16 protein-coding genes are annotated in these 21,467 nt (G+C 35.6%); 5 read left to right on the top strand and 11 right to left on the bottom strand.

Annotated elements, in window-relative coordinates; all coding sequences use genetic code 11:
• Nucleotides 1-74: 74 nt before the first annotated feature.
• A complete protein-coding gene (locus JI750_RS15940) occupies nucleotides 75-368 on the top strand; it encodes an SH3 domain-containing protein (protein ID WP_111425466.1) in 294 nt (97 codons plus the stop codon).
• 296 nt (nucleotides 369-664) lie between these two features.
• On the opposite strand, the gene JI750_RS15935 is transcribed toward JI750_RS15940, so the two are convergent.
• The 5 genes from JI750_RS15935 to JI750_RS15915 all read right to left on the bottom strand — a co-directional run bounded on the left by JI750_RS15935 (nucleotide 665) and on the right by JI750_RS15915 (nucleotide 3,596).
• The gene (locus JI750_RS15935) at nucleotides 665-1,036 is read right to left on the bottom strand and encodes a LysM peptidoglycan-binding domain-containing protein (RefSeq protein ID WP_202004109.1); all 372 of its coding nucleotides are present in this window, start codon (nucleotides 1,034-1,036) and stop codon (nucleotides 665-667) included.
• A gap of 7 nt (nucleotides 1,037-1,043) precedes the next feature.
• Nucleotides 1,044-1,523: a BON domain-containing protein gene (locus JI750_RS15930; protein WP_202004106.1), complete on the bottom strand. Its 480-nt coding sequence runs from the start codon at nucleotides 1,521-1,523 to the stop codon at nucleotides 1,044-1,046.
• A 200-nt stretch (nucleotides 1,524-1,723) separates the two neighbouring features.
• The gene (locus tag JI750_RS15925; RefSeq protein ID WP_202004103.1) at nucleotides 1,724-2,200 is read right to left on the bottom strand and encodes a BON domain-containing protein; all 477 of its coding nucleotides are present in this window, start codon (nucleotides 2,198-2,200) and stop codon (nucleotides 1,724-1,726) included.
• A 185-nt stretch (nucleotides 2,201-2,385) separates the two neighbouring features.
• On the bottom strand, nucleotides 2,386-2,781 hold the full coding sequence (locus JI750_RS15920) for an NIPSNAP family protein (RefSeq protein WP_202004099.1): 396 nt from the start codon (nucleotides 2,779-2,781) through the stop codon (nucleotides 2,386-2,388).
• Nucleotides 2,782-2,795: 14 nt separating this feature from the next.
• Entirely contained in the window at nucleotides 2,796-3,596 is an 801-nt protein-coding gene (locus tag JI750_RS15915; protein ID WP_202004097.1) for a hypothetical protein, read from the bottom strand.
• 180 nt (nucleotides 3,597-3,776) lie between these two features.
• On the opposite strand from JI750_RS15915, the gene dnaX reads away from it, so the two are divergent.
• Nucleotides 3,777-4,862: a DNA polymerase III subunit gamma/tau gene (dnaX, locus tag JI750_RS15910; RefSeq protein WP_202004094.1), complete on the top strand. Its 1,086-nt coding sequence runs from the start codon at nucleotides 3,777-3,779 to the stop codon at nucleotides 4,860-4,862.
• 254 nt (nucleotides 4,863-5,116) lie between these two features.
• Nucleotides 5,117-5,533: a DUF8439 domain-containing protein gene (locus tag JI750_RS15905; RefSeq protein ID WP_202004092.1), complete on the top strand. Its 417-nt coding sequence runs from the start codon at nucleotides 5,117-5,119 to the stop codon at nucleotides 5,531-5,533.
• A 50-nt stretch (nucleotides 5,534-5,583) separates the two neighbouring features.
• Here JI750_RS15905 and JI750_RS15900 read toward each other — a convergent pair whose 3' ends face one another.
• The 6 genes from JI750_RS15900 to JI750_RS15875 form a co-directional block, all read right to left on the bottom strand.
• The gene (locus JI750_RS15900; RefSeq protein ID WP_202004089.1) at nucleotides 5,584-6,162 is read right to left on the bottom strand and encodes an NAD(P)H-dependent oxidoreductase; all 579 of its coding nucleotides are present in this window, start codon (nucleotides 6,160-6,162) and stop codon (nucleotides 5,584-5,586) included.
• A 360-nt stretch (nucleotides 6,163-6,522) separates the two neighbouring features.
• Nucleotides 6,523-7,083 (bottom strand): Crp/Fnr family transcriptional regulator, encoded by a 561-nt coding sequence (locus tag JI750_RS15895; protein WP_202004086.1) that lies wholly within the window; start codon nucleotides 7,081-7,083, stop codon nucleotides 6,523-6,525.
• Nucleotides 7,084-7,086: 3 nt separating this feature from the next.
• The gene (locus tag JI750_RS15890; protein ID WP_202004083.1) at nucleotides 7,087-7,668 is read right to left on the bottom strand and encodes a TMEM175 family protein; all 582 of its coding nucleotides are present in this window, start codon (nucleotides 7,666-7,668) and stop codon (nucleotides 7,087-7,089) included.
• Between the two features lie 12 nt (nucleotides 7,669-7,680).
• Nucleotides 7,681-8,571 carry a Ppx/GppA phosphatase family protein gene (locus JI750_RS15885; RefSeq protein ID WP_111363603.1) on the bottom strand — a complete coding sequence of 297 codons (891 nt, stop codon included), beginning with the start codon at nucleotides 8,569-8,571 and terminating at the stop codon, nucleotides 7,681-7,683.
• Nucleotides 8,572-8,604: 33 nt separating this feature from the next.
• Nucleotides 8,605-10,683, bottom strand: coding sequence for a polyphosphate kinase 1 (gene ppk1 / locus JI750_RS15880; RefSeq protein WP_202004080.1), 2,079 nt, complete (start codon nucleotides 10,681-10,683; stop codon nucleotides 8,605-8,607).
• A 5-nt stretch (nucleotides 10,684-10,688) separates the two neighbouring features.
• Nucleotides 10,689-11,174, bottom strand: a complete 486-nt coding sequence (locus tag JI750_RS15875) for a SixA phosphatase family protein (protein ID WP_202004077.1) — start codon at nucleotides 11,172-11,174, stop codon at nucleotides 10,689-10,691.
• Between the two features lie 498 nt (nucleotides 11,175-11,672).
• Between JI750_RS15875 and JI750_RS15870 the strand changes: the two genes are divergently transcribed.
• Together JI750_RS15870 and JI750_RS15865 are read left to right on the top strand one after the other, a co-directional pair.
• Nucleotides 11,673-12,221 (top strand): hypothetical protein, encoded by a 549-nt coding sequence (locus JI750_RS15870; RefSeq protein ID WP_202004074.1) that lies wholly within the window; start codon nucleotides 11,673-11,675, stop codon nucleotides 12,219-12,221.
• A 35-nt stretch (nucleotides 12,222-12,256) separates the two neighbouring features.
• Nucleotides 12,257-21,355: an HYR-like domain-containing protein gene (locus tag JI750_RS15865; protein WP_202004072.1), complete on the top strand. Its 9,099-nt coding sequence runs from the start codon at nucleotides 12,257-12,259 to the stop codon at nucleotides 21,353-21,355.
• The last annotated feature ends 112 nt before the right edge of the window (nucleotides 21,356-21,467 follow it).

The following is a 21,467-nucleotide window of genomic DNA, read 5'->3' as shown; positions in this document are numbered from 1 at the left end:
TTATGAATTTTATCATAACTTTTTAATTTTAAAATAGTTATCTTTAAAAATCTATAATTTAAATTCAGTTTATCATGAAAAGAATGTATCATTACGCAACTGTTTCAAAGGCTTTAGATCAATTGAATGAAAAAGGATTTACATGTGATTTTAATCGAAATGCAGACGCGATTAAAAAGAATCCTGAGAAATTTGAAATTGTTCATGTGTATCGATACGAGGGTGAGTCAGACCCAGCGGATGAGGCAGTTGTATACGGAATTAAGTCGACTACGGGGAAAAAAGGAGTTTATGTCGCTGGTTTCTCAGCTGATTCAGATCAGGAAACAGCGCAGTTTTTATTAGATTTAAGCATTAAGAGAAGATAGTTTTTAGGAGCCGGGAACCTGCTGTCCGCTGTATCTTTGTGGCGAACCCTGCCACAAAAGGATGCCGCTACCATCAGGGCTAGAGCAATCGGTTTCAAAAGAAAGAATCTTTTATAAATCAAGTAAAAGCAAATGAGAACAAAAAATGATTCAATAATCTATGTCATTCCTAGAAATCGAAATTCTTTCTTAACTAGGAATGACATAAAACAAACAAAATCTTACGCTCTTTACAATTGAATCATAATAAAAAAGCCCATCATTAAGATGGACTTTCATGACACAGCATAAATAAATTATGCTGTTGGTATTTTCAACTTCCAGCCTGGCTGAATGATATCTGGGTTTTTAATAATATCTTTATTGGCTTCATAAATAGCCTGCCATGAAACACCGTGTGCTTTTCCGATTTTAGAAAGAGAATCACCACTTTTAACTGTATAGCCCGTTGTAGCACCTACAGCAACTTCAATATTCATTACTACATCTGCAGATCTGTAATCGGGATCTATTTCTCCATAAACATTCCAAAGCCTTTCTTTGTCCGACGCAGAATTTGCTTCTCCATCAATATACAAAACATTATCCTGTTCTCTTACCTGTAAATTAGCTATTTCTAACTGAGAAGCCAGATTTGTCAATTCTTTATATTTATCTTGTAAACTCATAACAACTTTATTTTATAATTAATTTGTTATTAACCTTTTTAGGTTTTAATTCTTGAACACTTTTAATCAAAGTTGGCAACTGACTTTTTTTAATACTTCCTGTCAAAGTAACAATTCCATCAGAAACTGATGCACTCACACCACCGTACATTTTTACCACTTCACCAACAGCTGTATTTAAAACTGCATCTGGATTAATTTTTACCGCCTCAACTTCTTCAACAGATTTAGGAGCATCAATTATGCAGTTATTAACTACAGACTTTACGCCTTTCACACCTTTAACAATATTCTCACAACTTTCTTTACAAGATTCATCTTTGCAAACTCCTGAAATTGTTGCGACTCCTTTTACAACAGAAACTTGCATTCCTGGCATATTAGCCATTTTTGCTGTGATTTCTTTTTGAATTTTTTCATCATTAGGTTTACAGGCTACCACCGAAAATGCAATACAAATTGCTAATAAAATAGATTTAGTTTTCATAAGATTTTTTAAATTAATATAATCTCAAAACGAAAACAACTCTAATATATTGTGTAAAATCTTACAAATAAAATCAAGTTAATAGATAAAAAACTACTTAAAGAATACCTTTAATCCTTATTATCAACACTTAAGCACGATTGATTAACTTAGTAAATCAATTATATTTCCTCAACTTACCTTGCAATTCTTTTTTTAACTTATTTTACAACTAATTTGTTATCTACTTTTTTAGGTTTCAGTTCCTGAATGCGCTGTATACGAGATTGGAGTTTGTCTTTTTTAATTTCTCCAGAAAGTGTCACAACACCGCCAACAACTGTAGCACTAACGCCATCGTAAGCATCTACAACTTTACTAACCGATTTATCCAAATCGGCATCTGAATTAATAACAACAGTAGTGGCAGCTGGCTCTTGATTGGCTCTGGCCAATTCGCAAGTATTAACCACAGATTTAACGCCTTTGGTAGCCCTTACACTTTTTTCAATGTTTTTTTTGAAAATTTCGTCATCACAAACACCTGTAATTGTGGCCACACCTTCATGCACTGTAACTTGGATATCTGGATCATTTAATTTTTCATTGATTGCTTTTTCAACATCAGCATCGCTTGGTTTGCATGACACTAAAGCAATACTAAGGCTCATTCCTAATAAAATGGTTCTCATTTTCATAATATTTTCTTTTAATAGTTAACCATTTAAAATTAAACAGATTAAATATCAAAAGGTTATATGATATTAGGATGAGTTTTATAAGTTTTTCAGTAATTGAATTTTGTTCTTTTCTTAATAGAAGCACATAAAAAAACCTCAAATTTTTCAATTTAAGGTTTCAATAAATTCTATCGACAAAAACTTTAATTAGGTGAATAATCAAGCTTCGTCAAAACCCGATCTTCTATATTCCCAACAACATCACCATATTTTGCTGTATATTGTTTTTTGATATCAATCCATTCCTGATCTTTTCTAAAATCTTCCCAAGCTTTTTTCATTGTTGCTTCATTTGGCCATTCTAGAAAATAGACAAACTCGGTTTTTTTATCTGATTTTGATTCGTAAATAGAAATAATCTTAAAATCGTATTTCTTCATAATACGCATGGCATGATCGCGAAAACGTTCGTGAAATTCTTTTTTATTGCTTTCGAAAATCTCATAGATTCGCAACTGATAAATTGGACTCGTTCGCGTTTTTTGTGCTTTTCCGCCAAATGATGCAAGCAAAACTAACAGTAGAAAATACTTCTTCATAACTTATAAATTTATCAGCTTCCTATTTTGCCATATCGCTGCTGTTCAGAAAAGTAGATAATGATCGTTTTTCCATTCTTTTTATATGGATAAAACAATTCATAATTTCCTTTTCTCGAACTATAGCGCAATTCATCATTGTTTTTATCAAAAACCTCATTCAAATAAGCTCTTTCTTCTTTAGTTGTCTTATAAATATAATTTACTTTCTTAGGCTGTACACTATCATTTGTATCCAAACTTTCATTGTAATATGCATTAAAACCAAGAAAAACAGAAGAACCTTTAATGGAATCTTTTACAATTAAGGTTACACTTGGGAAGTTTTTATCTGTTTCAGACAAAACTCTTAAAATACCAGTGGTTTCCTTGATATATGCTTTAGAAAAAGTATAATTTAGAAGTTTATCACTATTTGACTTGTTTGATTCTATAATAGATTTTGCAGAATCAATCAGCATTTTTTCTTTTTTAGCAGAAGTCAGATAATTGCCTCCAAAAAGTATAATCAGGATTAATGGAAAAATTAAAAGCAAAGTCAAAACTTTACGTCTGGTGGATTTGACATTTACTGCTTCTTCATTTTTTCTTTCGGCAATTCTCGTTAAATTAAACATGAGATTCACTATAAGAGATCCAGCCATAAGAGCAAGAATTCCGAGAATGCTCAAATAAAAGCTTTCGGTCATATTTTCCCTAAAAACCTTTAATCCGAAAACCTCAATTACAATAAATGTAAAAACCCAATACACTAATAAAAGTATAGAAGTGATTCCGATAATATTACTTAATCTAACGATTTGTTTTGCGTTCATATTTTCTAATTAATAATAAATAGGCTGTTAAATATTTTGCATTAAAAGTATTACTTTTTCTTTAAACGTTGCAGATAATTTTTTTTTCTTTCTACAATTCAATCACTTAAAAATCTTTCAATTTTTAAATTTTTAAATCATTAAATTATACTCTATATTTGCTATCCAATAAAAGAGAATATGGAACAATTTGTAGTATCGGCAAGAAAATATCGCCCGCAAACCTTTAAGGATGTTGTGGGACAAAAAGCCATTACAAACACTTTGTTGAATGCTATTGAAACCAATCACTTAGCTTCTGCTCTTTTATTTACAGGACCACGTGGAGTTGGTAAAACTACTTGCGCCCGTATCTTGGCTAGAAAGATAAATCAGCCTGGATATGACGATCCTACCGAAGATTTCGCATTTAACGTTTTTGAGCTAGATGCTGCTTCAAACAACTCAGTTGATGATATTCGTAACCTTATCGATCAGGTTAGAATCCCGCCACAAACTGGACAATACAAAGTATATATCATTGACGAGGTCCATATGTTGTCTTCGGCTGCTTTTAATGCTTTTCTTAAAACGTTAGAAGAACCGCCAAAACATGCTATTTTCATTTTAGCAACAACAGAAAAACACAAAATTCTTCCAACGATTTTATCTCGTTGCCAAATTTTTGATTTCAAAAGAATTACAGTAAAAGATGCTAAAGAACATTTGGCTGATGTTGCTGAAAGTCAAGGAATCGTTTTTGAAGACGATGCATTGCACATTATTGCTCAAAAAGCTGATGGTGCGATGCGTGATGCTCTGTCTATTTTTGACCGTGTAGTTTCGTACTGCGGAACCAACTTAACGCGTCAGGCAGTAACAGAAAATCTAAACGTTTTAGATTACGAGACTTACATTTCGATTACCGATTTACTTCTGGAAAATGAAATTCCGAAGCTTTTATTGGCATACAATGATATCTTAGCCAAAGGTTTTGACGGACATCATTTTATTGCTGGTTTGGCTTCTCATTTCAGAGATTTATTAGTAAGCAAAACACCTTCTACTATTACTTTATTAGAAGTTGGCGAACAAGCGCAGCAAATGTATGCCGTTCAATCTCAAAAATGTTCTCAAGAGTTTTTACTTAAAGGAATTGACATTGCAAACGACTGCGATTTAAAATACAAATTAAGCCAGAATCAACGCCTTTTAATTGAATTATGCTTGATGCAATTGGCCTCTATCAACTTTGATGGAGAAAAAAAAAAGTTGAGCAATTCATAATTCCGCCTGTTTACTTTAAAAATGGAGGCTATTCTATTGTAGAAGTCCAAAGTCCAAAGCAGAAAGTCGAAAGCTCTACTGCAACTCAGAATCCAACTTCTCAAGCTGTAACTGAAACTAAAACTGCCGTTTCTCAACCGCAGCAAGTTGCTGAAACTCCAGAAGTTCAAACTCCAGAAGCTCCAAAAACAGAAACAAATGGTGCTCCCAAAGTCTCTGCTTTTTCTCTTGCCAGTATTCGCAAGAAAAAAGAAATGGAAGCAAACAGCAAATCGTACGTTAAGCCTACTACTGTTTTTCTAACTGAAGAATTTAACGAAACCGATATGCGTCTTCATTGGAACAAATATGCGGAACGTTTAGGCCAAAAAGGTCTTAAGATTATGGAATCGATTCTATTGATTAGTGACCCTACTCTGGACGGCACAACAATTTATTATGAGCTGCCAAATGAAGGTTCCAAATTGGATTTTGAGGGTCAGATGAACGGTTTATTAGGATATTTAAAAGGTCACTTACATAATCATGACATTACAATTGAAGTAATTGTAAACGAAGAGATTAAAGCAGTAAGAGCTCTTAACGATCAAGATCGATACAATCGCTTCTTAGAAATCAATCCAAGCATTGAACTTTTACGCACTACATTTGGATTGGATATAAATCTTTAATCTCTTGTTTCTACCGCGAATCAATTTATTCTGGTAATTTGTAACAAAAATTATTTGTTTTTAAGTCCGAAATTGTAGACTTTTTCAAGCCATTTCTTTCTTTGCTCTTCCTTAGAACCTTTTATAATTCCGATATAACTTACTCTTACGGGTTTTACACCGCAAAATTCTAAAGTACATTTCTTTAACTGATTTACACTAGGTCTTCCGAAAAACAATCTATAATACCAACTTGGTTGATCTAGAGTTGTGATGATATGAGCCGTTTTGCCTTTTAGCAATTTATCCCACCAAACTGAATTTTCACGATATTGAAAAGCCATTCCCGGCAGAAATAATCGGTCAATAAAACCTTTTGTTATCGCTGGAAGTCCGCCCCACCAAACAGGATGAATCCAAACCAAATGATCTGCTCTTTTGATTTTTTTCCAAGATTCCAGTAAATCTGGTTCTAAATCTGTTCGCTTTTGATACCCAAATTTAAGATTTGGATTAAAATTTAAATCGGCAATTGTAATGGTTTCTACTGTTGCGCCAGAAGCGATTGCACCTTCTTGATACGATTCTGCAATTCCAAAATTGAAGCTTTCTGCATTCGGGTGTCCGTTTATAATCAGTATTTTTTTCATGTTTATGTTTTTTCAAAAATACTATTAGGATATTTTCTTTTACTGGACAAATGTCCTAAAAAGCTTTTTTTATCGCCTCGATAGCTATCGAGATCACAGATTAAAAGAATATTTTCAATCTCAGCCTAAAATTTAAACACATAGAAACATAGTTTTTATTCTCATGTAAAAGAGCAAAAAACAAATCTTGATTTGAACACATAGTCTTTTGGTAAGCTAAAAATAATTTTTCACGCAGATTGAGCAGATTATGCAGATATTTTGATCTGTGATAGATTTATGCAAATTTCTATTTAAAATGAATAAAAAATCAGATAGAAATCTGCTCAAATCATTCTAAATCTGCGTGAAACAAAAATATCAAATCACAGCTTTTCTAATTCTGCTTAAATGTCTTGGGGTGATTCCTAGATAAGAAGCTAAGTATTGCAACGGAATTAACTGAATATACTTTTGATGATTTTGGCAAAGTTCTTCGTAACGTTGTGCTCCTGATAGTTTCTGAAAAGAAACCATCCTTTTGTGCAGGTTTACAAATTCTAATTCGGTTAATTTCCTACCTGTTTCTTGCCAGTTAAAACCTGATTGGTAGAGTTTTTCTAAAGATTTTCGGTCTAGAATTTGTAATTCTGTATCGGTTAAAGCCTGAATATTTTCTTCTGCTTTTTCTCCTGTGATAAAACTGGCAAAAGAAGCCATAAATTCGTTTTCAAAAGCAAAACAGTTGGTGATTTCGTCTCCTTTATGATTTAAAAAAAAGGAACGAAGAATTCCTTTTTCGATAAAAACTATTTCATTGCAAACCTGATTTTCAGCCAATAAAAGTTCTCCTTTTTTTACTGTTCGAAATGTGATCAAACTATCTAAAAGATTTATTTCATCGGCAGAAAAATCTTGAATGGACTGAAAGACAGATTTCATATATTATTCGTTTGAAGAAAAAATTCTTCCGATTCTTTTGTCTGGAATAAGCCATAACATTGCAACTGTAAAATAAGCAGCTCCAGAAACCCACTGGTTAAAGAATGCCGTAACAATTCCGATAATGTATAGAACTAAGGAGATTTTGCCTTTATAATCTTTGTTAAGTGCTTTTCTTAAAGCAGAATTGCTTCCTTCACTGCACATAATAGTGTATTGCAAGATAATATAAGAGATTGCCGAAAGAAGCAACACAACACCATACATTGTCATTGCAGCTTTTTCAAAATTATGTTCTCCCATCCAAGCAGTAGAAACGGGAATTAAAGACAGCCAAAACAAAAAATGCAGATTACTCCACAATACTTTTCCGTTTACTTTTGACAAACTATGAAGTAAATAGTGGTGATTATTCCAGTATATCCCGACGTAAATAAAGCTCAAAATATAGCTCAAAAACTTCGGAATAAGCGGTTTTAAATCTGAAAACTCATGCCCTTCAGGCGCTTTAATTTCCAGAATCATAATAGTTATAATGATTGCCAAAACGCCATCACTGAAAGCTTCAAGTCTGCCTTTATTCATTTAAATAAAATATTAAATTTTACCGTAATACATTGCTTTTACGATACCATCGGAAAGTCCGATTTTAGGAACATAAATCTGGCGTGCACCACTCCATTTCATTGCATTCAGATAAATACGGGTTGCGTGGATAATTACATCGGCACGGTCGGAGTTCAAACCTAATTCGGCAATTCTCTGTTCGTAAGTCAGTGAATTTAAAAATGCATACTGTGAATTAACATAAATGTACGAAAGTGGTTTTTCCTGCTGTTTTCCAGACATTTTAAACAACTTATTGATGTTTCCTCCAGAACCAATCAGCGTTACCTCATCATAATCTGCCGTGTTGGTTTTAATCCATTTTTCGATTTCATCCCAAACTGAATCATGAACCATATTGTTCAACAAACGAACAGTTCCCGCTTTAAAAGATCTTGAAGTAATCATTTTCCCGTCAGAGAATAACGTAAACTCGGTACTTCCACCTCCAACATCTACAAAAAGATAGGTTTCATCAGATTTAATTAAATGATGCAAATCTGTAGAAGCAATAATTGCCGCTTCTTTTTTACCATCGATAATCTCGATTTTAATGTCGGCTTTTTTCTTAATTAAAGCCACAACTTCTTTTGCATTATAGGCTTCGCGCATTGCAGAAGTTGCAAATGCCATATAACGTTCTACCTTATGTACTTTCATCAAAAGGTTGAATGCTTTCATGGCATCTACCATTCGATCTATATTTTCTGGTGAAATTTCTCCAACTGTGAAGGCGTCTTGTCCTAAACGAATTGGCACACGAACAAGGGAACTTTTATTAAACTGCGGTTCTTTACCTTCTTGTTCCACAACGTTAGCGATCAAAAGCCTCATGGCATTTGAACCGATATCTATCGCTGCAAACTTCCTAATATTAATCATGCTCACTTTATGATTTGAAATTGGTATTTATTATTAATTTATTTTTTGAGGCACCTCTTCTAGTATGGCTACTTTATTCTGATAATATTTATAGGTTTCAAATTGTGCTCTAAATGGGGCATGATGATTTTTAGGCTTATATTTATTATCTAATTTATAGGAGTGATATCTCACTTTTACGTTTCCTTTCCACGCAATATTAAAGTTATCAATCAATTCTTTTTTGATTTCAAGGTCGTAAATCGGACAGGTTACTTCTACTCTTCCGTCAAGATTTCTGGTCATGAAATCAGCAGACGAAATGTAAACTTCGGTCAAACCAGCATTTCCGAAAATATAAACTCGCGAATGTTCTAAGTAATTATCTACAATACTTATGGCCTCGATGTTTTCGCTCATACCTGGAATTCCTGGAATTAGAGAACATATTCCTCTTACCTGAAGCTGAATTTTTACTCCTGCATTACTTGCTTCATATAATTTATCGATCATTTTAAAATCGGATAAACTATTCATTTTTAATTTGATATGCGTTTTTCTTCCAGCAAGTGCATGAAGAATTTCACGATCAATCAGTTTGATGAATTTAGTTCTTGTATAATGAGGCGATACAATTAAATGTTTGTATCTGTGAACTCTATAATTGATATCAAAGAATTCAAATATTTTAGAGGTATCTTTTAAAATTCCTTGATGACAAGTAAATAGCGTTACATCGGTATAAATTTTAGCTGTTGACTCGTTGAAGTTTCCAGTTGAAATAAATCCATAACGACGATTTTTGCCTTCTTCCAATCTTTCGATTACACAAATTTTACTGTGTACTTTCAATCCTTTGATACCAAAAATAAGTTCGATACCTTCTGTCTGCATTTGTTCTGCATACGAAATATTCGAAGCTTCATCAAAACGTGCCTGAAGTTCAATTTGCACCACTACTCTTTTACCGTTTTTGGCAGCGTTTATTAGTGAACTGATGATTTGCGAGTTCTTAGCTAAACGATATAAGGTAATTTTAATGCTGGTTACTTTTGGATCTAAAGCAGCTTCACGCAAAAATTTAGTCAGATATGAAAATGATTGATATGGTGCATGAACCAAATAATCTTTCTTAGAGATTTTTTCCAGAATACTTCCTTCCAAACTCAAACCTGGAACTGGCAACGGTTCGTTTGGTTTATACAACAAATCATATCTGCCAAGATTTGGAAAACTCATATAATCTCGGCGGTTGTGATATCTTCCTCCAGGGATTATACTATCTGTTTCTACAATTTTCATTTTATCTAAGAAAAATTGTAGGGTATCTTCTTCAATTAAATTATCGTAAATAAAACGAACAGGTTCTCCTATTCGACGATCTTTTACAGAGTTCGAAATTTTTTCGAGCATACTTTTACTCAAATCACTATCTATATCCAATTGCGCATCACGCGTAATTTTGATCATGTGCGCAGAAACGCTCTTATAATCAAATATATTAAAGATGTTTTTCAATTTGAAACGAATAACATCGTCAATTAAAATGACATATTGTTTTTCGTCCTCAGAAGGAAGCACAACAAATCTGTTAATGTTTTTTGGAATTTCAATTAAAGCATAACGAACCTCATCATTAGCTAATTCCAAACGAACTGCCAAATATCCTAAAGTATCTTTTAGAATTGGAAAAACGGCCAAATCATTTAAAATGATGGTTACCAATTCCGGACTCAATTTTTGGGTATAGAAGTCTTTTAAGAAACACTCTTGTTTTGGTGTAATCTGAGTTTCGTTGATAATAAAAATATTCTCAGATTCTAACTCAGCTTCAATATTTCCTAGAATACGCAAACTTTCGGATTGCTGCTGAATTACGATTTCGGTAATATCTTTAATTAATTGGTGAGCAGAAATACCACCTAAATATTTTTCTCCAGAAATACCTGAGAGACTCAATCGTCGAATGGCCGCGTACCGAACTCTAAAAAATTCGTCTAAGTTGTTTGAAAAAATTCCAACAAAACGCAGTCTGTCTAAAAGTGGCACTGTATTGTCTGCTGCTTCTTGAAGTACTCTTGCATTAAACGCTAACCAGCTTTTTTCTCTATCGATATATTTCTGTTCGTACACTGTAATTATTTTAAATCTTTGGGGAAAATAGTTTTATGTGTTTTGCCCTTATGGATCGTGTCCCAACTTTCGGCATCAAACTGTAACGAAACAAAGCCTGAGGTTGGTACATTTTCTATAAAAACATCCCCAAATTTATTAACAAAATTTGTAATAGCCTCGTTATGTCCAAAAAGAATAACGCTTTCAAAACTATTATCACACGATTTAATAACTTTTTCGAGTTGTTTCTCGTCAAAAGTGTATAGATCATCTTTAAAAATAATACTTTCTAATGGATAAGATATGTTTTGCGCAAAAATTAAAGCAGTTTCTGTGGCTCTCGCCGCAGGGCTGCTCCAAATAATATACGTTTTTGGAAGATACTCTGAAATATTTAATGAAACATCATGTGCATCTAAAATTCCTCTTTTCATTAATGGGCGATCGAAATCTTTCAATGGTGCTTCCCAACTAGATTTGGCATGACGTATTAATATAAGATTTTTCATAAGTAGCAAATTTTAAAAACCTGAATTGCAGGTCATTTTTTAATTAAGTTCTAATTTACAAAAGAAATTTTAAACCTTTTCTTTTTTTTACTTCTGTTAACATTATAACAAAAATTTTAACAAGAATACATTATTCGCAAAACATTAACATTAACATAAAATCGAAAAAGAAGAATGTTTATTTTATGTCATTCATCCATGAAATTAGCATTTAATCGATATTATGCATTTTTTTAAAATTTTAACTAAATACTTGATTTTTAATCATTTACAACATTTAAAACAAAGTCGTTTTCACCAAAAAAGCAAAAAAATGTACGAAAAAATTTTACTTTTTTGAGTTAAAAAAATGCGTTTTCGAGTCAATTTTTTATAAAAAAACAACACTTCAACGAGTTTTTTGGTTAGTTACAGATAAAAAAATCATATTAGAAAAACTCTAATATAACTTTGATTCTGTTAAAATTTCATAAATACTTTAAAATAAAATCTTAAGTTATGAAAACTAAATCTACTCTTGAAAAAGCAGTGAAATTTGTAAGCGATTGTATGTCGATTTTTTCTTGGAAAAATATTTTTGAGAAAAATTTAATGACATTACTCTTTCTCTTTGTCGCTACAATTTCATCAGCGCAATCAGGTTCGTGCAATGCGACGTTGATTGTGGAAAACAATGGAAACATCAGGAGCACTCCTCTCGATGGGACTTACTACTCTATGGTTCTGACGAACAACAGCTCATCTGCAGACACTTTTGTTTTAAGCTCTAAGAATATTAATTCTTCTTGCACAAATACTGACGGAAGTTCTGCTTCAGGAAATGTTTCGATCAATACTGATTTTATAAATTCTTCGCGAAATTCTTTAAGTGAAATAACACTTAGCGCTGGAGAATCTGCAAATTTTTATATCCACATCACAATTCCTGCAGGCACTTCAATACAAAAATGGTCTTGCAATGAGATTACCGCAACTTCAAAAAACTGTACCAACTATTCTGTTGCTACTGTTTTACACACCTACATCATTAATCCAGTTAATGATTAAACGAGATATATCAAGTTCTTTTAAAATGATTTAAAATGGAAAAACAATTACTTTTTTTAAACAATTTTTTACGAGATATAAAAAAAATACAATTTGTTGTATTATTTCTTCTGTCATCAACAGTAGGTCTTGCACAAACAATAACTACAAACAAAACCGTAACGGCTAATTCAACTAATTGCGGTGTTGTAAATGTAAAAGTAGATATTACAGGTGCAAATCCGATTACTCGAAATTCTGATGTAGTTCTTGCTATTGATATTTCGGGTAGTATGGGTAACACAATTCAAGGGGATTTTAAAACCTCCATGGATTATGCTAAAGATGCTGCATTGGCTTTTCTTAATCAAGCAAAAGCAAATCCTCAAAACCGAATTGCAATTGTTGCTTACAGTACTACTGCTACGCTAAAAATAGGCTTAACTTATTTAGATGCTAATGGTGTAACTCTCATCACGAATCAAATTAATTCTTTACAGGCTACTGATTTAACCAATATTTATGCTGGTATTGTAAGATCTGAAACAGAATTGGAAACCAATGGCCGTTTTGATTGTAGTACAGCAAGAGCAATAATTTTACTTACGGATGGGGTTACGAATCGAACTGGCACAAATGGAAATACTAGTTGTAATGTTAGTAAAACATCTCAATGCGTTACAGATGCTATAAATGCTGCAACAAACGCTAAGACTACAACAAAAAATAGTGTTGTATACAACAATCAAGTTTTTTCTGTAGGTCTATTTGGTGGTATCAGCGGAAATATAAATACGAACAACAGTGATCAAAATATTGCTAAATATACTTTAGATAATATTCAGGGAAGTGCTGCTTATATTACACAAAGCGGAGCTAATCTTACTGCTATTTACAACCAGATTGCTACTCAAATCTCATGGGTTGCTCAAAGTTTGGTTGCTAAAGAAACCATTATTCCAGGCTTTACAATTAGTGCAATTACAACAACTAAAGGTACAGCTTCATTATCTGGACAAGTAATTACATGGAATACCGATTTCTTAAACTCAGAAACCATTACTTTAAATTATCAATTGACTCCAACTGGATCTGCTTGCGGAAATCAAACTGTCAGCACCTCAACTTTGAATTATCAAAATTCATCTTGTGCCAATGATTCGAAGGCAATAACCAGTCCTAGTTATTTTGTTCCGTGTGCACCTGTGATTACAGGAACTTTAACAGCATGCGGGTCTACTACTTTGACTGCGAATACAAATGCAGCCTCACCAACTTATGTTTGGTATAAAGATAATTCAGTATTGCCAAACGAAACTTCTTCTACTCTTGTGGCTACAGCTAGCGGAGTATATAAAGTAAAAGTAAAAAATGGCGTTACTAACTGTGAATTAACTTCTGCTGATGTAACTGTTTCAATTAGCCCAGCACCTGCTCTTGTCGCGCCTGCAAATGCAAGCATTTCAGGATGTAGTACTGCTGCAATAACAGGACTTCCATATAGTGCTGCAAGCACCAATATAACGCTTGCCCAATTAAACACAGCCGGAGGATCAATCTCTAATAGTGGCTCAATTGGATCTTACACCATATCTTATTCTGATTTTGCAACAGGAACATGTCCAATTGTAGTTACTCGTACTTTTAAAGTTACAACAAGTTGTGGAAATGTCACCGCCGTACAAACTATTTCAATTAACGATACCACGGCCCCAACTTGGACAACTGCAGCAACTGCTCTTAACACTACTCTTCAATGCAGTGATGCGGCAGGATTAACAGCCGCTCAAGGCCAGGCTCCCGTTGCTACAGATAATTGTGGAGGAACCGTAACTTATACTAAAACAAGCGGAACTTTCACTGTAGGTAATTGTGCTAATTCTGGAACCTACACCAACACTTGGACTGCTAAGGATGTCTGCAATAACACATCAGCTGTTTTCACACAGGTGATCACTATTCAAGACAATACTGCTCCAACTTGGGATACTGCGGCTGGAACACTGAATGTCACTTTGCAATGCAGCGATGCGGCAGGATTAACAGCGGCTCAGGGCCAAGCTCCCGTTGCTACTGACAATTGCGGAGGAACTGTGACTTACACAAAAACAAGTGGCGCTTTCTCAGCAGGAAACTGCGCAAATTCTGGAACCTACACCAACACTTGGACTGCTAAGGATATCTGCAACAACACATCAGCTGTTTTCACTCAGGTGATTACTATTCAAGACAATACTGCTCCAACTTGGACAACCCAAGCAGGTTCTTTAAATGTTACTCTGCAATGCAGCGATGCGGCAGGATTAACAGCGGCTCAAGGCCAGACTCCTGTTGCTACAGATAATTGCGGAGGAACTGTGACTTATACAAAAGTGAGCGGCGCTTTCACTGCAGGAAACTGCGCAAATTCTGGAACCTATACCAACACTTGGACTGCTAAGGATATCTGCAATAATACATCAGCTGTTTTCACTCAGGTGATTACTATTCAAGACAATACTGCTCCAACTTGGACAACCCAAGCAGGTTCTTTAAATGTTACTCTGCAATGCAGCGATGCGGCAGGATTAACAGCTGCTCAGGGCCAAGCTCCCGTTGCTACAGATAATTGCGGAGGAACTGTGACTTATACAAAAGTGAGCGGCGCTTTCTCAGCAGGAAACTGCGCAAACTCTGGAACCTATACCAACACTTGGACTGCGAAAGATGTCTGCAATAATACATCAGCTGTTTTTACTCAGGTGATTACTATTCAAGACAATACTGCTCCAACTTGGACAACCCAAGCAGGTTCTTTAAATGTTACTCTGCAATGCAGCGATGCGGCAGGATTAACAGCGGCTCAAGGCCAGGCTCCTGTTGCTACAGATAATTGCGGAGGAACTGTGACTTATACAAAAACAAGCGGTGCTTTCACTGCAGGAAACTGCGCAAATTCTGGAACCTATACCAACACTTGGACTGCGAAAGATGTCTGCAACAACACATCAGCTGTTTTCACTCAGGTAATCACTATTGAAGATACTACTGCTCCGAATTGGACAACTCAAGCAGGTTCTTTAAATGTTACTCTGCAATGCAGCGATGCGGCAGGATTAACAGCGGCTCAAGGCCAGGCTCCTGTTGCTACTGACAACTGCGGAGGAACTGTGACTTATACAAAAACAAGCGGTGCTTTCACTGCAGGAAACTGTGCAAATTCTGGAACGTACACCAACACTTGGACTGCTAAGGATGTCTGCAATAACACATCTTCAGTATTCACACAGGTGATCACTATTCAGGATAATACTGCTCCTACTTGGGATACTGCAGCTGGAACACTAAATGTTACTCTGCAATGCAGCGATGCGGCAGGATTAACAGCGGCTCAAGGCCAGGCTCCCGTTGCTACAGATAATTGCGGAGGAACCGTGACTTATACAAAAGTGAGTGGCGCTTTCACAGCAGGAAACTGCGCTAATTCTGGAACCTACACCAACACTTGGACTGCTAAGGATGTCTGCAATAACACATCTTCAGTATTCACACAGGTGATCACTATTCAGGATAATACTGCTCCTACTTGGGATACTGCGGCTGGAACACTGAATGTCACTTTGCAATGCAGCGATGCAGCAGGATTAACTGCGGCTCAAGGCCAGGCTCCTGTTGCTACAGATAATTGCGGAGGAACTGTGACTTATACAAAAACAAGCGGCGCTTTCTCAGCAGGAAACTGCGCAAATTCTGGAACCTACACCAATACTTGGACTGCTAAGGATGTCTGCAATAACACATCAGCCGTTTTCACTCAGGTGATCACTATTCAGGATAATACTGCTCCTACTTGGGATACTGCAGCTGGAACACTAAATGTTACTCTGCAATGCAGCGATGCGGCAGGATTAACAGCGGCTCAAAGCCAAGCTCCCGTTGCTACAGATAATTGTGGAGGAACCGTGACTTACACAAAAACAAGCGGTGCTTTCACTGCAGGAAACTGCGCAAATTCTGGAACCTATACCAACACTTGGACTGCTAAGGATGTCTGCAATAACACATCTGCTGTTTTCACTCAGGTGATCACTATTCAGGATAATACTGCTCCAACTTGGACAACTCAAGCGGGTTCTTTAAATGTTACTTTACAATGTAGTGATATTTCAGGATTGAATACTGCTCAAAGCCAAGCTCCCGTTGCTACAGATAATTGTGGAGGAACCGTGACTTACACAAAAACAAGTGGAACTTTCACTGTAGGTAATTGTGCTAATTCTGGAACGTACACCAACACTTGGACTGCAAAAGATGTCTGCAATAATACATCTTCCGTATTCACACAAGTAATCACTATTCAAGATACAAGTATTCCAACTTGGACAACTCAAGCAGGTTCTTTAAATCGTACTGTTGAATGTAGCGACCAACAAGGTTTAGCTTCTGCTCAGGCTTTATTCCCAACTGCTTCAGGTGCTTGCGATCTTGATTTAACCAACATCACTAAAGTAAGCGGACCGTTCGTAGCTTCTCAAGGATGCGGAAATGCCGGAACATATACTAACACTTGGACAGTTAAAGATGATTGTGGAAATACTTCTGAGACTTTCACTCAAGTAATCACAATCCAAGATACAACTGCTCCAACTTGGACAACTGCTCCAACAGCCTTGAATGCAACTTTAGAATGTAGTGATGCGGCTGGTCTTGCTACTGCTCAGGCTCAATTTCCAACAGCTTCTGACTTATGCGATGCTGATGTTACTAACATCACTAAAGTTAGCGGACAGTTCGTAGCTTCTCAAGGATGCGGAAATGCAGGAACGTATACCAACACTTGGACAGTTAAAGATGACTGCGGAAATACTTCTGAGATTTTCACTCAAATAATTACAATTCAAGATACAACTGCTCCAACTTGGACAACTGCTCCAACAGCCTTGAATGCAACTTTAGAATGCAATGACCCTGAAGGTCTTGCCATCGCTCAGGCTCAATTTCCAACAGCTTCTGACTTATGCGATGCTAATGTTACTAACATCACTAAAGTTAGCGGGCAGTTCGTAGCTTCTCAAGGATGCGGAAATGCTGGAACATATACCAACACTTGGACGGTTAAAGATGACTGCGGAAATACTTCTCAGACTTTCACTCAGGTAATCACAATCCAAGATACTACAGCACCAACATGGAATACTGTTGCAGGTACTCTAAATGCAACTTTAGAATGTAGTGATGCGGCTGGTCTTGCTACTGCTCAGGCTCAATTTCCAACAGCTTCCGACTTATGCGATGCTGATGTTACTAACATCACTAAAGTTAGCGGACAGTTCGTAGCTTCTCAAGGATGCGGAAATGCAGGAACGTATACCAACACTTGGACAGTTAAAGATGACTGCGGAAATACTTCTGAGATTTTCACTCAAATAATTACAATTCAAGATACAACTGCTCCAACTTGGACAACTCAAGCAGGTTCTCTAGATGTAACTTTAGAGTGCAGTAATACAGAAGCACTTGCCACTGCTCAGGCTCAGTTCCCAACAGCTTCTGACTTATGTGATGCTGATGTTACTAACATCACTAAAGTTAGCGGACAGTTCGTAGCTTCTGAAAATTGTGCAAACGCTGGAACTTACACCAACACATGGACTGTAAAAGACGGCTGCGGTAATACATCTGACATTTTTACTCAGGTAATTACAATTCAGGATACTACAAAACCAACTTTCGTTGGTGACCTTCCAGCAGACATTACAGTTTCTTGTGATGCAGTTCCAGAACCATTTAATATGGAAGCTTCTGATAATTGCAATGGAAACTTACCAATTGTTTTCAGTGAAACTAAAAGCGATATCAAAAACGAATGCGGTACAGAATATACCTTAACTCGTAACTGGTCAACAAGTGATTGTGGAGGAAATTCAATTTCTTATACTCAAATTATTACTGTAAGAGATACTACACCTCCAACTGGTACCGCACCAGCAGATGTTGCTAATCTACAAAGTGCAGCAGACATTCCAGCAGGAAGTCCAAATGATATAAAAGATGCGACAGACAACTGCTCAGGAACTGTAAATATCACTGTAAGCGACACTAACAATGGAGGCACTGGATGCAATGGAGAGGCTTATATTTTAACCAGAACTTATACTCTAACAGACTGTGCAGGTAATAAAACTGAATTGGTGCAAACCTTTACAGTTGAAAATAAAGTTTCGGTGAGCGGTATTGCAACAAATGTAAGTTGCCAAGGAGAAAGCGATGGTTCAATTGCAGTTACCAGCAGTCCTGGAGCTACTGTGGTTATTACCAATCAAAATAATGAGGTAGTTGGAAATACTAATCTACCAGCTGGAACCTATACAGTTACTGCTACATCTGCAGTAAATACTGAAAATGAAACTTGTACAGCAACTGCAACAGTTGTGATTACAGAGCCAAATTATAGAGTTAAAATATCTGGTCAAATCATAAATGTAGATACTAATACTCCTCTTGCAAATGTACCTGTAACATTGATTCCTCAAGGAACAACTACAGGACCAATACAAATGCATATTACAGGTGCAGACGGAATGTACAGCTTCACAGGAATGCCTGCCGGCAGTTATTTAGTACAAGTACAAGATGCTAATTTAAATAGTGCATATCAATTATATCCTATTGATTCCAGCTTATTCTTTACTACTCTAGAAGAATGTGTTTTCCAAGTTCATAACTTCGAATACGGAGCTTCAAAACTTCCTGTTCTTGGAGATTATGTTTGGTACGATACTAACAGCAACGGAATTCAAGATGAATGGTACGATGCTAATAATGACGGAGTTGTAACTAAAAATATTCCAGATTCAAATGGAGCTATAGATTACAGCCAATGGGAATGGATAGATCTTAACGGAGACGGAAGCTATACTGGCACTCAAAATGTTGGGGAATTAAATGCAGGTGGTTTCGGAAACGCACTTAGTCCCAATGTAATTGTTGATGGACCAAATGGATTCCATGCAGAAGTTATTGTCGGAATTGAAGGATTCTGGAGAGAACGTCCAGAAACAGAAAATCCTTACGGACAATATACAGTAAAATTGGTAAGAGATGCTAATTTCGATACTGTGGCCGCAAACTTAGGATTTACTGGCTTGGTAAAAGTTATTCCTTCAATGTCTGCTAAAAACATAACTGGAAAAACAAATAAAACGCAATTGCATACCGTTTGTACAACAACAACAGATAGTGGCTATGTCGTAACAATTACACCAGAAGATTTAGTTCATTTAGATATTGATTTCGGCGTAAGCTGTAAAGAATACAAAGACATTGTAGCTAATGATGATACAGCAGGTCCAATTGCGGGAGTAAATCATACTACAACTAATGTATTAAATGTGTTGACAAATGATACTTTGGAAGGAAATCCTGTAACTGTATCCGAAGTTATTATAACAACTGTAACACCAAACGAGTTTTTACAATTAAATGCTGATGGTTCAGTTGATGTATTACCAAATGCTCCAGTAGGAACATTATCAATGGTATATCAAATTTGCGAAGCTGATCAGACAGACAACTGCGATACTGCAACTGTTACAGTTACAATTGAAGCTCCAGTAATGACCGTTACAGCGACCTCAATATGTGTTAATGATGTTCCTTATGTTGATTATGTAGTAACACCTGTAAACTTTACTCCTGTAAATGGAGTGACCATTGCATGGGCAGACAGTAATAACAATATTGTAACAACAATGACCGATCTGCCATTAAGCGGACGTGTACTATGGCCAGGTGCAATAGTAGATGGTCAAGGAAATGGAATTGACTGGCCAGGCTGGGTTTTTGAGAATAACAAATGGATTGAAGCTCCTGATGGATTTGAGAAATTACGCCCAACAGCTAATGTGACTATATCTGTAAACCCTAGCGAGACAATTACATTAAATTATCCGCCAGCAGATCCATATTGTACTGCTAGACCAACATTTGCAATAGTTGCTAATGATGATAATCCTGCGCCAATAATAGGAGGTCCAACACAAACTACTGTAGGTAACGTTTTAACTAATGATACGCTAAACGGTACGGCAGTAAACATAAATGATGTAACATTAACAACAACTATTGCCGACCCAACAGGATCAATAACAATAGGTCCTGACGGAACTATAAATGTTGCACCAAATACACAAGGCGGTACATATACATTAACTTACCAAATTTGTGAAAAAGCAGATTTTGGAAACTGTGATACTGCAATAGTGACTGTTACTATAATTTCTCCTCTAGTTGCAAATGATGATACCTTCAATAATATTGGATGTAACTCTTTTGGAGTAGTGGGTAATATATTGAGTAACGATTTAAAAGGAAGAACTCCTGTAACTATAGATTTAGTAAACTTTACACTTATTGCCGCAGGAAATAATACCAAAACAGATCCAAACATTACAGTTGATGCTTCTGGAAACGTAAACGTATCTAGCTTAACACCTGCTGGTACTTATACTTACAACTACACAATCTGTGATAAGTCAAGTTCTGAAAATTGTGATTCTGCAATTGTTACTATCATAGTAGTTCCAAATGGAGTTGTAGAGGTTAGCGGCACAGCATGTAACGATGATTCTACATTGGTTAATTTAAGCAACTTGCTACCTGAAGGTAGTCCTACAACGGGAGTTTGGCAAGATAGAAACAATACCAACGCCCTACAAGGAGGCATTCTTAACCCTTTTGGTTTAGCATTAGGCAAATATGTTTTCGAATATATAATAGCCGATGAAAAATGCCCTAGAAGCATAGTTCTAAACATGGAAATAAATGATGATTGTAAAGTCTTAGCTTGTGGTAATGTATTAGTACATAATGCATTCTCTCCAAACGGCGACAACATAAACGATTTCTTCAAAATTGATAATATTGATGACACAACTTGTTATCCAGGCAATTCTGTTGAAATATATAATCGCTGGGGAGTTTTAGTGTTTGAAACTACAAATTACAACAATACAACAAATGCTTTTGATGGAACTTCAAGAGGAAGAACAACTGTTAAGCAATCTGACGGACTACCAACTGGAACTTATTTTTACATTATTAACTATAAATCTCTGGATGGAAACAACAATGTTCAAGATCATAAATTAGACGGATATTTATATCTATCAAAATAACCAAAAAGCACGCTGCGAAACCTTTTTTCGCAGCGTGCTAAAAAATCCGAAATTTTTGATTAATTTTGATTAACAACACTGAATTTCAGCGATTTAAAAGTCAATAGTAATT

Source organism: Flavobacterium tagetis (genome assembly GCF_016735615.1).
Classification (GTDB): Bacteria; Bacteroidota; Bacteroidia; order Flavobacteriales; family Flavobacteriaceae; genus Flavobacterium; species Flavobacterium tagetis.
This window is presented reverse-complemented; position numbering and strand designations above follow the sequence as displayed.